14 protein-coding genes are annotated in these 14,380 nt (G+C 72.3%); 6 read left to right on the forward strand and 8 right to left on the reverse strand.

Annotated elements, in window-relative coordinates; all coding sequences use genetic code 11:
• Positions 1–53 precede the first annotated feature (53 nt).
• The 3 genes from ACIREE_RS10460 (at position 54) to ACIREE_RS10470 (ending at position 2,771) form a co-directional block, all read left to right on the forward strand.
• A complete protein-coding gene (locus ACIREE_RS10460; protein WP_404149129.1) occupies positions 54–704 on the forward strand; it encodes a TetR/AcrR family transcriptional regulator in 651 nt (216 codons plus the stop codon).
• 56 nt (positions 705–760) lie between these two features.
• A complete protein-coding gene (locus ACIREE_RS10465) occupies positions 761–1,468 on the forward strand; it encodes an ArsR/SmtB family transcription factor (protein WP_404149132.1) in 708 nt (235 codons plus the stop codon).
• Positions 1,469–1,853: 385 nt separating this feature from the next.
• On the forward strand, positions 1,854–2,771 hold the full coding sequence (locus tag ACIREE_RS10470) for an urea transporter (RefSeq protein ID WP_404149135.1): 918 nt from the start codon (positions 1,854–1,856) through the stop codon (positions 2,769–2,771).
• A gap of 68 nt (positions 2,772–2,839) precedes the next feature.
• Here ACIREE_RS10470 and ACIREE_RS10475 read toward each other — a convergent pair whose 3' ends face one another.
• From ACIREE_RS10475 to ACIREE_RS10505, 7 genes are all read right to left on the reverse strand, one after another.
• Positions 2,840–3,304 (reverse strand): VOC family protein, encoded by a 465-nt coding sequence (locus ACIREE_RS10475; protein WP_404149407.1) that lies wholly within the window; start codon positions 3,302–3,304, stop codon positions 2,840–2,842.
• 100 nt (positions 3,305–3,404) lie between these two features.
• A complete protein-coding gene (locus tag ACIREE_RS10480) occupies positions 3,405–4,487 on the reverse strand; it encodes a Zn-dependent alcohol dehydrogenase (RefSeq protein ID WP_404149137.1) in 1,083 nt (360 codons plus the stop codon).
• 16 nt (positions 4,488–4,503) lie between these two features.
• Positions 4,504–5,892 (reverse strand): aldehyde dehydrogenase family protein, encoded by a 1,389-nt coding sequence (locus ACIREE_RS10485; protein WP_404149140.1) that lies wholly within the window; start codon positions 5,890–5,892, stop codon positions 4,504–4,506.
• On the reverse strand, positions 5,889–7,187 hold the full coding sequence (locus ACIREE_RS10490; RefSeq protein ID WP_404149410.1) for an MFS transporter: 1,299 nt from the start codon (positions 7,185–7,187) through the stop codon (positions 5,889–5,891). Before ACIREE_RS10490 ends, ACIREE_RS10485 begins: the two co-directional genes overlap by 4 nt.
• 13 nt (positions 7,188–7,200) lie before the next feature.
• Positions 7,201–8,670: a CitMHS family transporter gene (locus ACIREE_RS10495; RefSeq protein WP_404149143.1), complete on the reverse strand. Its 1,470-nt coding sequence runs from the start codon at positions 8,668–8,670 to the stop codon at positions 7,201–7,203.
• Between the two features lie 167 nt (positions 8,671–8,837).
• Positions 8,838–9,446 (reverse strand): TetR family transcriptional regulator, encoded by a 609-nt coding sequence (locus ACIREE_RS10500; RefSeq protein WP_404149145.1) that lies wholly within the window; start codon positions 9,444–9,446, stop codon positions 8,838–8,840.
• Positions 9,447–9,497: 51 nt separating this feature from the next.
• Positions 9,498–10,025, reverse strand: coding sequence for a hypothetical protein (locus ACIREE_RS10505; RefSeq protein ID WP_404149147.1), 528 nt, complete (start codon positions 10,023–10,025; stop codon positions 9,498–9,500).
• A gap of 175 nt (positions 10,026–10,200) precedes the next feature.
• Here ACIREE_RS10505 and hmgA point away from each other — a divergent pair, with 175 nt between their 5' ends.
• The 3 genes from hmgA (at position 10,201) to ACIREE_RS10520 (ending at position 13,595) form a co-directional block, all read left to right on the forward strand.
• Positions 10,201–11,532, forward strand: a complete 1,332-nt coding sequence (gene hmgA, locus ACIREE_RS10510) for a homogentisate 1,2-dioxygenase (protein ID WP_404149150.1) — start codon at positions 10,201–10,203, stop codon at positions 11,530–11,532.
• Between the two features lie 76 nt (positions 11,533–11,608).
• Positions 11,609–12,358 (forward strand): GntR family transcriptional regulator, encoded by a 750-nt coding sequence (locus ACIREE_RS10515; protein ID WP_404149152.1) that lies wholly within the window; start codon positions 11,609–11,611, stop codon positions 12,356–12,358.
• Between the two features lie 22 nt (positions 12,359–12,380).
• Entirely contained in the window at positions 12,381–13,595 is a 1,215-nt protein-coding gene (locus ACIREE_RS10520) for a type ISP restriction/modification enzyme (RefSeq protein WP_404149154.1), read from the forward strand.
• A gap of 35 nt (positions 13,596–13,630) precedes the next feature.
• Here ACIREE_RS10520 and ACIREE_RS10525 read toward each other — a convergent pair whose 3' ends face one another.
• On the reverse strand, positions 13,631–14,344 hold the full coding sequence (locus ACIREE_RS10525; protein ID WP_404149157.1) for a TetR/AcrR family transcriptional regulator: 714 nt from the start codon (positions 14,342–14,344) through the stop codon (positions 13,631–13,633).
• Positions 14,345–14,380: the final 36 nt, after the last annotated feature.

Below are 14,380 nucleotides of genomic sequence, written 5' to 3' on the forward strand. Positions count from 1 at the left end.
CGGGCTTTAATTAGCACTGCTAGTTTTTGGCTGACAGCCCTACTATGTGCCGCATGGCCCGACCGCGCAAGCCCCTCCTGAGCACCGACCGCATCGTCGACACGGCCCGCGCCCTCGTCGACGCCGAGGGGCTCGCGGCCGTCTCGACGCGGCGGCTCGCGGCCGAACTCGGCGTGAGCGGGCCGTCCCTGTACAACCACTTCGGGACGAAGGACCAGATCCTGGAAGCGGTCGCCGACTCGGTGAGCGCGCAGGTCGATCTGTCGATGTTCGACGCCGGCGACACCCGCGGCTGGCGGACCGCGCTGCACGACTGGGCCGTCTCCTACCGGGCCGCTCTGCGCGAGCACCCGAACATCGTGCCCGTGCTGGCGCAGGGGCCGGGGCGGCGGCCCGCCGGGCTGCGGCTCGCGGACGCCGTGTTCGGCTCGATGACCGATGCCGGGTGGCCGCCCGCGCAGGCCACGTCCATCGGCGCGCTCATGCGGTACTTCGTGATGGGCTCCGCGCTCGGCTCGTTCGCCGGCGGGTTCGTCGACGACGAGACGGCGTACGACCCGGCCGACTATCCGCACCTCGGCCAGGCGCACCTGCTCGCGGAGCACCAGGACGTCGTGGACGACCGGGCGTTCGAGACAGGGCTCGCGGCACTGCTCGACGGTCTCTCCGTCCAGTACGAGCAGGTCGTGACGACCGCGCACTGAACCGTGCCGTGGACACTTCGGCCCCCGCCGAAGCGTGCCCGGCGCATCCTTGAACCATGGCCGCATCCAAGGAACCGGGCGCCCCGAAGCTCGCCGCGCTCGCCTCGCTGATCGCCGACGAGACCCGGGCCGCGTGTCTGCTCGCGCTGCTCGACGGCCGGGCCTGGACCGCGGGCGAGCTCGCGCGGCACGCAGGCGTCGCCGCCTCCACGGCCAGCGAACACCTCGGAAAACTCGTCGCGGGCGGGCTCCTCGCGGAGGAACGGCAGGGCAGGCACCGGTACGTACGCCTCGCCGACGTAGGGGCCGCGCAACTCGTGGAAGGGCTCGCCGCGTATGCCGTGCCCGGCGGAGGTGAGCGGCCCCCGACCCTGCGGGCGTCGTCGGCGCGGGACGCGATGGCGCGCGGGCGCACCTGTTACGACCACCTCGCGGGGCGGCTCGGGGTCGCCGTGGCCGACGGGATGGTGGAGCGGGATCTGTTGCGGGTCGACGCGGGGTTCGCGCTGACGGACGCGGGTCTCGGCTGGTTCCGGGGGCTCGGGATCACGCTCGATCCGGGCGGGCGGCGGCCGCTCGCGCGCGGGTGCCTGGACTGGACGGAGCGGCGGGTTCATCTGGCCGGGGTGGCGGGGGCGGCGTTGTGCCGCCACGCCTTTGCCTCCGGCTGGGTCGGGCGGATCGGGTCCGAGCGGGCGGTTCGGGTCACCCGGGGTGGGGCGGAGTTCTTCTGGGCGGAGTTGGGGGTGCGGGGCGCTTTTTGACCGGTCCGCCTTTTCGTCCGCCCGGCTGGTCCTGTGGGGCGGCTGCGGGCCGGTGGGGGCTGGTCGCGCAGTTCCCCGCGCCCCTCAGGTGCGCACTGCGTGCGCTACCTCAGGGGTTCCTCTGGAGGCGCGGGGAACTGCGCGGCCGGCCTCGGTGGAAGCCGCGCCCTCCCACCCGGCCCCCCGTCGCCGATACGCAGTGGGATCGGCACCTCGCCCGGCCCTGTCCGGGAAGGAGCGGTAAGGTCCGTCCGCCGGGTGGGGAAACATCGTCGTAACGCGGGAGCGGCGGATGGTACAGGTGGCCGGGGCGGCAATTCAGCCCGAAGTGGTACGTAGCTGGGCGTCGGATTGCAGACAGTTCGGGCTGCGCGTGCTGCGCGGGATGGGTCAGGTGGTGTTCCTGCCGCGTGCGCTCACCGGGGCGCTCTTCACCGCCGCCTTGTTCGCCGCCGGATGGGAGTACGGGCTCTACGGGATCGGCGGCGCCGCCGTCGGGACGGGCGCCGCATGGCTGCTGGGGGTGGACCGGGAGCGACTCGCCCAGGGCATGGAGGGCTTCAACTCCTGCCTGGTGGGTGTGGGCTGCGCGGTGTTCCTCGGGGCCGGGCGTCCGTCCACCGTGCTCGTCGCGTTGCTCGGGTGCGCCGTGGCGACCGTCGCCACCGCCGCGGCCGGACGGGCGCTCGGCTCGTGGGGACTGCCCGCGCTGACCCTGCCGTTCTGCGCCGTGGCGACCGCGATCACGCTGGCCGCGCCCGGACTCGGCCGCGTGTGGGGCGGCGGCGCCGGGCTCGCCGCGCTGCCGGAGCCGGTGGCGGGCCCCGGTGACGGCGGGCTCCGCCTCGCGGACCTCGCACAGGGGTTCCTCGCGGGATTCGGCCAGATTTTTCTGATGCCGCAGTGGTACGTGGGTGCGCTGGTGCTGGCGGGACTGCTGGTGGCGGGGCCGCGCGTGGCGGGTGTGGCGTGTCTCGGGAACGCCGCCGGGATGGCGGCCGCGTGGGCGTTCGGGGTGCCCGGCGCGCACCTCACCGACGGCACGTCCGGGTACAACGCGGTGCTGGTCGCGCTCGCGCTGTGCGGGGTGTTCCTGGAGGCGACGTCGCGTACGGTGCCGTACGCGCTGACCGGGGCGGTGGTCGCCACCGTGTCCGCCGGCGCGATCGGGGCGCTGGCGGCGCCGGTCGGCGGGCACACGTTCACCTGGCCGTTCGTCGTGACGACGCTGGTGTTCCTGGTGGCGGCCCGGTCGTTCCCCCGGCTGACGGCGGCGCGACCTTCGAGCCCCGCGGGCGATTGAGGCGGGGCCCGGGGCAGAGCCCCGTGACCTCGCCCCGGGCGGCGTCCAGCGGAGAACACGGCCGACGGTCAGGCCGACTCCAGCGCCGCCACGTCGATCTTCCCCATCTTCATCATGGCCGCCATGACCCGCCCGGCCCGCTCGGCGTCGGGATCGGCGAGCAGCTCGGTCAGGCGCTTGGGGACGATCTGCCAGGACAGGCCGTACTTGTCCTTGAGCCAGCCGCACGGTCCTGGCTCGCCGCCGTCCGCCGTCAGCCGGTCCCACAGCCGGTCGACCTCGGCCTGGTCCACGCAGTCGACGGTGAACGAGACCGCCTCGTTGAACGTGAACTCGGGGCCGCCGTTCAGCGCCAGGTACTCGGTGCCGGCGAGCCGGAACTCGATGGTGAGGACCGAGCCGGGCTCGCCGGGCCCCTCCTTGCCCCAGCGCTGCACCTCCAGCACCTCGGAGTCCGTGAAGAGCGACAGGTAGAAGTCGACGGCCTCCTCGGCCTGGCCGTTGAACCACAGGCAGGGCCGGATCTTCTGCACGGTGCTGGTCATGGTGTGCCTCCTCGTTCCCGTATCAGGCTTCTCCTGATGCAGACCGCCTGCGACACGGGAACTCATCGGCACACCCGGCCCGAACCGGCTAGAAGACCACCAGCGCCCGGCCGCCCTTGCCGGCCAGCATGTTGTCGAACGCCGTCGGGATGTCGTCCAGGGAGATGTGCTCCGTCACCAGCGCGCTCAGGTCCAGGCGGCCCGCGCGGATGTGGTCGGCCAGGACCGGGAGGTCCCTGGCCGGGTCGGAGTTGCCGTAGACGCAGCCTGCGAGGGTGCGGCCGAAGTGGAAGATCTCCAGGGCGTTGAACGTGACCTGTTGGTCCTTGCCGCCGATGCCGACGACCGTGGTGCGGCCGCCGCGCCGGGTGGACTCCCACGCCGTACGGATCGTCACCGCGCGGCCGACGCACTCGACGGCCACGTCGACGCCCTGCTTGCCGGTGAGGGCACGGATCTCGCGGGCGGTGTTCTCGGAGGCGATCACGTAGTCGGTGGCTCCTGCCCGGCGGGCCAACTCCTCCTTCTCCGGGGAGACATCGACCGCGATGATCTTCGATGCGCCCGCGATGCGCGCCGCCTGGAGCGTGGCGAGGCCGACGCCGCCGACGCCGTACACCGCGACGGTCTCGCCCGCACGGACCTGTGCGGAGTGGTGGACCGCGCCGTAGCCGGTGAGGACGGCGCAGCCGAGGAGCGCGGCGTCGGTGAGCGGGACGCCGGCCGGGGCGGGCAGGACACAGTTCGCGGCGACGACGGTCTCCTCGGCGAACGCGGCGACGTTGAGCCCGGGGTGCAGGTCGGAGCCGTCGGAGGAGCGGTGCGCGTAGACGTCGGCGGCACCGGCCAGGGCGTTCGCGCAGAGCCAGACCTCGCCGAGCGTGCACGCGTGGCAACTGCCGCACGAGGGAGCCCAGTTGAGGACGACCTCGGCGCCGGGCGCGACGTGCGTGACGCCCTCACCGACGGAGACGACGGTGCCCGCCCCTTCGTGCCCGAGGACGGCGGGGACCGGCACGCGCATGGTGCCGTTGGTCAGGGAGAGGTCGGAGTGGCAGACCCCGGCGGCGGCGAGCTTGATACGGACCTGGCCGGGCCCCGGCTCGGGCAGGTCGATGTCGGCGATCTCCAGCGGGGAGCCGACGGCGGGCAGTACAGCGGCGCGGACCATGAGGGAATCAACTTCCTCAGAACTGGAGGGACTTGGTCTGGAGGTACTCGGAGAGGCCGTGCGAGCCCAGCTCGCGGCCGACGCCCGACTGCTTGTAACCGCCGAACGGGGCAAGGGGGTTGAAGCGGCCGCCATTGATGTCGACCTGCCCGGTGTCCATGCGGCGCGCGAAGGCGACGGCCTCCGCCTCCTCACCCGCCCAGACCGCGCCGGCGAGCCCGTAGACGGTGCCGTTGGCGATCCGCACGGCGTCGTCCTCGTCCTCGTAGCGGATGAGCGAGACGACCGGGCCGAAGATCTCCTCCTGGGCGATGGCCATCTCCGGCGTGACGTCGGCGAAGACGGTGGGCTGCACGAAGTAGCCCCGCTCGCGCGGGGATTCGGGCCCGCCCGCCACGATGCGCGCACCCTCGGCGACGCCCGCTTCGATATAACCGCGCACGCGCGCCTGCTGCTTGGCGTTGACGAGGGGGCCGATGCGGGCGCCGTACTTGGCGGCGGCCGCCGCCGCGAGCTCGACCGCCTCGTCGTACTGCGAGGTGTGGACGAGCATGCGGGTCCAGGCGCTGCACGTCTGGCCGGAGTTGCCCATCACGTTGGCGACGCCGACGTTGACCGCCTTGCCGAGGTCGGCGGAGGGCAGGATGACGTTGGCCGACTTGCCGCCGAGTTCGAGGGCGACGCGCTTGACGGCCGCGCCCGCCGTGGCGCCGATCTGCCGGCCGACCGCGGTGGAGCCGGTGAAGGAGACCAGGTCGACGTCCGCGTGCTCGGCGAGGGCCTGGCCCGCGACCGCGCCGATGCCGGTGACCAGGTTGAAGACGCCCGCGGGGAGACCGGCCTCGTCGACCGCCTCGGCGAAGAGCTGAGCGGTGAGCGGGGTGTCCTCGGCGGGCTTGAGGACGACGGTGCAGCCCGCGGCGAGCGCCGGGGCGACCTTCGCGACGATCTGGTGGAGCGGGTAGTTCCAGGGCGTGATGGCGCCGACGACGCCGACCGGCTCGGAGTAGACGGTCGAGTTGCCGACCTTCTCCTCGAAGGGGTGGGTGGCGGCCAGTTCGGCGTACGAGCCCGCGACCATCACCGGCACGCTCGCGTGCACGGCCTGCGAGAACTGCAGCGGGGCACCCAGTTCGGCGGTGACCGTCTCGGCGATCTCGTCCTTGCGGGCCACCAGCACGTCACGGAGCGCGGCGATCCTCGCGGCGCGCTCGGCGGGCGGGGTCGCGGCCCAGCCGGGGAAGGCGGCACGGGCGGCGCGCACGGCGGTGTCGACGTCCTCGGCGGTGCCCGCGGGGACGTGGCCGATCACCTGCTCGTCGGCCGGGTTGACGACGGTGATGGTGTCGCCGCCCGCGGCCGGGCGCCAGGCACCGTCGATGTACATCCCGTCGTGGGCCTTCATGGGCTCTCCTTCTCGTGCGGGCGCGTCGTCTTCGCGTGCGGGCTCGCCGTGTTCGGGTGCGGGCTCGCCGCCGGACCCAAACTAGCGCTGATAGTTTTCCGACGCCAGAGACGCCCGTCACCTCCCGCCGCATCCGGTTCCCTGGCGCCGCGCATCCCTAGGGCCGCCGCGACCAGCAACAGCCCGCCCAGCATCACGAACGGCGCGGCCGTGCCCACCACTCCCGCCACAAGGCCTGCGGAGGCGGGGGCCGCGACCTGGCCGAGGCGGTTCCCCGTCAGGCGCAGGGCCAGCGCGGTGGAGCGGGCGTCAGGAGGAGCCGCCTGCACCACGGTGGTCATGGACAGCGGCTGACCGACACCGAGGCAGAAACCGAGCAGCACCAGCATCACGCCGAGCGCCCAGACCGGGACGGGCAGGGCGATACCGGCGCACAGCAGCGCGGCCAGCAGACAGGTCACCGCGATCAGGACGGCCCGGCCGAGCCAGTCGATGAGCGGCGTCATGACGAGCCGGCACGCGATCGTCGCGCCCGCGCGCAAGCTCAGCAGTACGCCGATGACGGACGGGGCGATGCCCCGGTGCTCGCCGACCACCGGAAGGTACGCGGTGAGGATGTCGGTCGCGGAGAGCACGGCGAGGCTGATGAAGATGCCGCCGGGGACGCCGCGTGTGCGCAGGATGCGGTGGACGGGCACACGGGAGGAGGAGCCCGCACCCTTCGCCGGCCGCGAACTCATCGGCGTACGACGGAACTCGATGCGCCACAACGACGTGAACGCGACCGCGCAGCCGCCCGCCGCGACGAGCAGCGCGAGGGCGCTGGTGCCCGCCATGTCCGGGCCGCCGATCAGGGCGCCCGCCGCGACGGGTCCGACGAGCTGACCGAGGGAGGCGCCGATGGTGAAGTGGCCGAAGTTGCGGTCCTGTTCGTCCGGGGCGGACTGGCGGGCCACGATCGACTGGGCGCCGATGACGAAGCAGAGGTGGCCGAGGCCCATCACACCGCTCCAGGCGGCCATCGCGACAAGGGAGTCGGCGAGGCCACTGAGCGCGCAGCCACCGGAGATCAGCACGACGCCGACCGGCAGCAGCGGAGCGCAGCGGCCGTGGTCCGTGCGCCGGCCCAGCGGGACCGCGGCGAACAGCGGCAGGAGCGCGTAGACGCCGGCGATGACACCCACCGCCCGTTCGTCGGCGCCGAGCGCGAGGGCCCGGTAGGAGACGGCGGGCCGCGCCATCGACACCGCCGCCTGCGCGAAGCTGAAGGCGATGACGAGGCGGAGCAGCCACATACGGTTCACGCGGTCACACGATTCCGAACAGCAGGCCGGCGCCGAGGACCGCCAGCGCGGTCAGCGCGGCCCATTTCACCGTGAACTTGGTGTGGTCGCCGAACTCGACCTTGGCCATGCCCACGAGCACGTACACGGCGGGCACCAGCGGGCTCGACATGTGCAGCGGCTGGCCGACGAGCGAGGCCCGCGCGATCTCCAGGGTGGAGACACCGTGCGCGTTCCCGGCCTCGGCGAGGACCGGCACGATGCCGAAGTAGAAGCCGTCGTTGGACATGAAGTACGTGAAGGGGATGGAGAGCACGCCCGTGACCAGGGCCATGTGCGGGCCCATCCAGTCGGGGATGCCGTTCACGACCCACTCGGCCATGTGGTCGACCATGCCGGTGCCTTGGAGGACGCCGGTGAAGACGGCGGCGGCGAAGACCATGCCGGAGACGTTGAGGACGTTCTCGGCGTGCGCGCCGATGCGGGCCTTCTGGTCCTGCATGTGCGGGTAGTTGACGGAGAGGGCGAGCGCGGCGCCGAGCATGAACAGGACCGGGATCGGCAGCACCTCCATGATCATCGAGGTGAGCAGGGCCACGGTGAGGAGCGCGTTGAACCAGTACAGCCTGGGCCGCAGGGTGGCGCGGTGCGGGTCGAGGCCGGCGAAGGTCTCGCCGTCCTCGTTCTCGAACGAGGACGCGGCGTGCTCGCCCCCGCCGACGGCCGCCGTACCGCTGCCGCCGCCACTGCTGTTGCTGCCACTGCTGTTGGTGCCGTTGCCCGCGCCGACCAGGACCTTCTCGTCGGTGGTCACGGTCTCGGTCTCGGTCTCGGTCACCGTCATGGTCCCGGCGTCGTCGACCACCGAGTCCAGGGACAGATAGCCGAGCCGTTTGCGCTCGCGGCGCCCGAGGACGTAGGCGAGGACGAGGACGAGGACGAGTCCGACGGCGAGCGCGGGGATCATCGGCACGAAGATGTCACTGGCGTCGACCTTGAGGGCCGTGGCGGCGCGGGCCGTCGGGCCGCCCCAGGGCAGGGTGTTCATGACGCCGTTGGCGGTCGCGGCGACCCCGGTCATCACCACGAGACTCATTTTCAGGCGCTTGTACAGCGGGTACATCGCCGAGACGGTGATCATGAAGGTGGTGGAGCCGTCGCCGTCCAGGGAGACGATCGCGGCGAGCACTGCGGTGCCGACGACGATGCGGACGGGGTCGGCCTTGGCGAAACGCAGGATGGCCCGCACGACCGGGTCGAAGAGACCGACGTCGATCATCACGCCGAAGTAGACGATCGCGAACATCAGCATCGCGGCGGTGGGCGCCAGATCGCCGATGCCGGCGATGACGTAGTCGCCGAGGTGCGCTCCCTTGCCCACCAGCACGCAGAAGAGCGCGGGGATGAGCACGAGCGCCGCGATGGGCGACACCTTCTTCATCATGATCAGCACCAGGAAGGTGGCGATCATGACGAATCCGAGGATTGTCAGCATGGAGTGGGTCCCTACGTTCGCCGTTGAACTGCCGCCCGGGGGTGGCGGTCAGCGCGACGTTAGGGGGCGCCCGATTGCGTTAACAAGACGTTGACACGCGAGCAATAAGCGCAAAACTCCTGGTCGCAGCCTTAATTGCGGGCGGTCTTACCTGTGGGCGGTCCCGATCAGTCGAGGGCCCGCGCCAGATAGGCCCGCAGCAGTTCCCTGGTCTCCTCGATGATCCGCTCGTCCCCCGCCGGGTCGAGCCGGAACGCCAGCCGGACCAGGGCGTCGGCGGATTCGACGGCGACGAGGAAGGTGCGGCGCAGGGCGGCGTCGGGAGTACGGCCCAGGTGCGGGGCGAGGAGGTCGGTGAGGGTGTCGGCGACGCGGTGGTTGGGGTCGGCGTCGGGGTCGCCGACGGGGATCTGCGTGCCGAAGTCGACGAGGGAGAAGCCGGGCGCGGTGCGCTTCATGGCGAGGTACTCGTCGAGTACGGCGTCCATGGCGCCGCGCCAGTCGGCCGCCGGGATGGCGCCGAGCCGCTCGGCGACCCGCTCGGCGTAGCGCTCCAGGTTGCGCTGGGCCAGGGCGTCGACCATCGCGCGCTTGTTGCTGAAGAAGCGGTACACGGAGCCGATGGGCACGTCGGCGCGGGTCGCGACGGCCCGGGTGCTCACCTCGTCGTAACCGCCCTCGTCGAGGAGTTCGGCGCAGGCGTCGAGAATCCGGGTCAGCCGCTCGGCACTGCGCCGCTGCACGGGCTCGCGGCGCAGGGACGTGGGATGGGCCATGCCGGTCAGCTTAGGGCCCTTCGGACGGATCTCCGCGCCGTCAGAAGGACCCTAGGCCCCGGCGGGAGAGGTCGTCTCGGCGCCGGATGCGGTGAGGTCGGCGGTGGCCTCGACCGGTTCGCCCTCGACCGCCCAGACGGTGTGGTCGTCGGCGTAGAGGCGGGCGGTGACGTGGTGCGTGCCGCGGGTGACGCGGGTGCCGGGCAGCCGGTAGTCGGTGCCGCGGAGCCGGGCGAGGCGGTGGCCGTCCAGGTAGAGCTGGACGTAGCCGCGGCCGTGCACGGCGTCGGTCGGGGTGCCTTGGGGAGTGAGGCGGAAGTGGCGGACCCTGATGCGGATGTCCCAGCCGCCCGGCGGGTCGTCCTTGTCCGCGTACGGCTGGACGACGATGCCGACCTCCGGGGCGTCCTTCTTCGGGATCTGCCGGTACCGGCTGCCCTCGTCGTCGGCGTGGTCGAGGACGGTGCCGACCTGGCGCGGGCCACCGTCTTCGCTCCCGCACCCGGCGAGGCCCGTCAGCAGAGCGCACGCCAGGAGGGTTGCGGCTGCGGCTGCGCGGGCCCGCGGTGTCCTGGACATGTTCAGGACAGTAGAGGAACGCTCACGTTCTCGGATCCCCCTCGGGGAGGAGGCCTTGGGAGGGAGGTGCCGGGGACGGAGGCGCTGGCGCGTATGCCGTGGCGTGGATGCCTCTTGCGCGGGGTGGCACCGAATCCTACGGTTGAGCATAGGAATCAGGAGCTAGGGAGCCAAGATGAGCGGGGACGCACGCAAGACGGCCGAAAACCTGACCTATCTGTCAGGCTTCGGGAACGAGCACAGCTCGGAAGCGGTGCCGGGCGCCCTGCCCGAGGGGCGCAACTCTCCGCAGCGCGCCCCCCTCGGCCTCTACGCGGAGCAGCTCAGCGGCTCCGCCTTCACCGAGCCCCGCGCGCACAACCGCCGCTCGTGGCTGTACCGGATCCGCCCGTCGGCGGCGCACCCGGAGTACACCCGCGCGGAGAACGGCGCACTGCGCACCGCCCCCTTCACGGAGGAGGCACCCGACCCCAACCGACGCCGCTGGAACCCGCTGCCCGCACCCGCGCCCGGCACGGACTGGCTGGCCGGTCTGTGGACGCTCGGGGGCAACGGCGACGCGACGCAGCGCACCGGCATGGCCGTGCACCTGTACCACGCCAACTCCCCCATGGAAGCACGGGTGTTCAGCGACGCCGACGGTGAACTGCTGATCGTGCCGGAGCGGGGCGGGCTGCTGCTGCGCACCGAGTTCGGCCTGCTCGCCGTGGCACCGGGCGAGGTCGCGCTGATCCCGCGCGGGGTGCGCTTTCGCGTCGAGCTCCTCGACGAGACGGCCCGCGGGTACGTGTGCGAGAACTACGGGGCTCCGTTCCACCTCCCCGAGCTCGGCCCGATCGGCGCCAACGGCCTCGCGAACCCGCGGGACTTCAGGGCACCCGTCGCCGCGTACGAGGACGACGGGGCCGACGGGAACGCGACGGCACCGGTGGAGGTCGTCAACAAGTTCTGCGGCAACCTCTGGATGGCCACGTACGACCACTCCCCGCTCGACGTCGTCGCCTGGCACGGCAACCACGTCCCGTACGTGTACGACCTGCGCCGCTTCAACGTCATCGGCTCGATCTCCTACGACCACCCGGACCCGTCGATCTTCACGGTGCTCACCTCGCCGTCGGACACCCCCGGCCTCGCCGGTGTGGATTTCGTGGTCTTCGCGCCGCGCTGGCTGGTCGGCGAGAACACGTTCCGTCCGCCGTACTTCCACCGGAACGTGATGAGCGAGTACATGGGGCTCATCGAGGGCGCGTACGACGCCAAGGCCGACGGCTTCGTCCCCGGCGGGGGCTCGCTGCACAACATGATGTCGGCGCACGGCCCCGACCGGGAGACGTTCGACCGGGCGAGCGCCGCCGAGCTGAAGCCCCAGAAGGTGGACGACGGGCTGGCGTTCATGTTCGAGACGCGGTGGCCCGTGACCGCGACGACTCAGGCCGCGCACGCCGATCACCTGCAGCGTTCCTACGACGACGTCTGGCGCGGCCTCGAACGCCACTTCAGGCCGTGAGGAGGCGGCGAGAGCCGGTGCCGCTCGTCCTGACACCGCATTGCGTCGTGGCCCCATGACCGGTACGGATAGCCCCGTGACGTCATTCGCCCCGGACTCGATCGTCCTGAACCGTAAGTTGCCGCTCTGGTATCAGGTGTCGCAGTCCTTGCGCGCCTCCATACTCGGCCGGTCACCGCAGGACCCGCTGCGCCTGCCCACCGAGGAACAGCTCGCGGGGCACTACGGGGTGTCCGTCCTCACCATGCGCCAGGCCCTGAAGGAGCTGGAGGACGAGGGGCTGATCACCCGGCACCGGCGCCGTGGCACGTTCATCGAGCCGAAGGCCCGACTGGGCGCGCCGGTACGCCTGTTGGGCTCGGTCGACGCCATCGTGGCCCAGCAGTCCGGCATGACGACCGAGCTGCTCGGGCACGGCACCGCACCGGTTCCGGTGGCGTACGCCGAGCTGTTCCCGGGGACCGGGTCCGTGGCGACGTACCACCGGCTGCGCAGCGACGAGAAGACCGGCGAGCCGACGAACCACGCCCGCAACTACCTGCGGCCCGAACTGGGCGAGCGGGTCGACGTGGCGGATCTGGCGCGCTGGCCGATGACGAAGGTGCTGCGGGACGTGGTCGGCGTGCGGATCAGCCGGATCACGGACTCGGTGGAGGCGCGCCTCGCGGACCCGGAGACGGCCCGTCTGCTCCAGGTCCCGCTGCTCAGCCCGATCCTGCACTACACCGGCATCACGTACGACGAGGAGGGGCAGGTACTCGACGTGGCGGTCATCCATTATCGCGGGGACCGCTTCTCGTTCACGGTGACGCTGGACGCCGACTGACCTGCCGCGGAGGCGACGTACCATGCCGGGCGTGACGAACGACGGGCCGCTCACCGACGCCATGCCGCTCGCGGACCTCATGCCCTGGTCCGTGGCGCCCCTGCGCCTGGGCCGCGGCTGGCCCGTCGCGCCGGACGCCGCGTCCCTCAAGGCCCGTTGGGACGCGTTCGTACGCTCGCCTCCGGCGGGGCGCGAAACCCTGCTGGAGCCGTCGCGGTCCCGGACCCTGCACACCGCCGCCGCCCAACTGCCCGGTCGGCACGCGGGCACCGAGCCGCTGGCGCGGGCCGAGGGCCCGTGCCCGGAGCCGGTGCGGCTGCTGCACGGCCCGTTCGACGAGCAGTGGCTCATCCCGGATCAGCGGCTGATCGACGCGGCCAGACCCGAACTGTGGCGGGTGGCGGACGAGGAGCAGCTGTTCCTCGTGGAGCAGGGGTACGTGCCGGACGCGGGCGGCCCCGCGGTGCTGGCCTGCGCCGTCCTGCCGGAGGGCCGCTCCCCCGCCGGGCGGCCTGGCCGGATCCGCCCGCTGTACCGCCGCCCGGGCGGCGCCGAACCCAATGTCGCGCCCGGCCTGCTCAAGCACCTGTCGGGCATGTACGACGAAGAGGTCAGCCCCGAGGACCTGTTGGCCTGGGTGCTGGCGGTGGCCGCCCGGGACGCCAAGGAGTGCCGGGTGCCGCTGCCGGAGGACCCGGGCGTCTGGGCCCGCGGTGTCGAACTCGGCCGCCGCGTCCTGTGGCTGCACCGGCGCGGCGCGGGCGCCGGCCGCCCCAAACTGCCCGGCGGGCGCCGCCCCTACGTGCGTGCTCCGCTGCCGGCCCGCCCCGCCGAGCTGCTCTACGACCGCGAGGAGGAGGCCCTCCTGGTCGGCGACGGCCGTATCTCGCCGGTACCGGCCGCATCCTGGGACTTCCATGTCAGCGGGGTCCGGGTCCTGGAGCAGTGGTTCGCGCGCCGCACCGCGCCGGCCGAGCCGGGCACCCTGGCCGCCGTGCGCCCGGCGACGTGGCCGCAGCCGTGGACGTCGGAGCTGCTCGAACTCGTCACCGTACTCGCCCTGCTGGCCGAACTGCGGCCGCTGCAAGAGGAGTTGCGGGGCGGCCTCGGCGAGCTGATCGGCCCGGCCGAGCTACGGCGGGCGCGGGTGCTGCCGGTGCCGGAGGGCGCCCGCCGCCCGGCGTCCGTCCTCGACCACCACGAGGAGGGGCCGGGCGGCCAGTTCGCCATCCTCTGACGGCGACAGCGAGCCCTACGGGCTGAGCCTGAGCCCTATCCCTCCGCGAACCACCCCTCCAACGCCCTGCGCAGCGCCCGCTCGAAGACCGCCTCCAGATCGATCGGCCCGGAGTCCTCGGTGAACGCCGCGGCGAGCCGTGGGTAGCGGCCCGAGGCCACCTGCCCGCCCAGGTAGGCGATGCGCACCGCCTGTTCCTGCTCGGCGCTCCACGGCAGCGACCGCGTCCGCTCTCCGGTGGCGATCTCGTTGGCCACGTACGTCGTCACCACGCTGGTCACGGCGGCGATCAGCTCCAGCTTCGCGCCGTAGGGGCGGTCCAGCGGGTCCAGGCAGCTCAGGCAGTACTCCAGGTATGTGAGCGCGTTCGGGCTGAACCCGTACACCGGGGACATCAGCCGCGGCATCCATGGGTGCCGGTGCATCAGCGCGCGGGCCTGCCGGGCGAGGGAGAGGACGTCCTCGCGCCAGTCGCCGGTGGGCTCGGAGTACGTGTACTCGGCGCTGACGGCGTCGACCATCAGCTCGTACAGGTCCTCCTTGCGCGGCACGTAGTTGTAGAGCGACATCGTGCCCATGTCGAGCTCGGTGGCGATCTTCCGCATGGAGACCGCGTCGATGCCCTCCGCGTCGGCCACCCGCACGGCCGCGGCCGCGATGTCGGCCCTGCTGTGCGCGGGCCTGGGCCCGCGTCCCGCGCGCTCGGGGCGCGCCCAGATCACTTCGGGTACGGCCGGTCGGACCGCCATTGATCATCACCTCGCGAACCATCGTAGTTACGTACG

Source organism: Streptomyces sp. NPDC102467, assembly GCF_044765445.1.
Classification (GTDB): Bacteria; Actinomycetota; Actinomycetes; order Streptomycetales; family Streptomycetaceae; genus Streptomyces.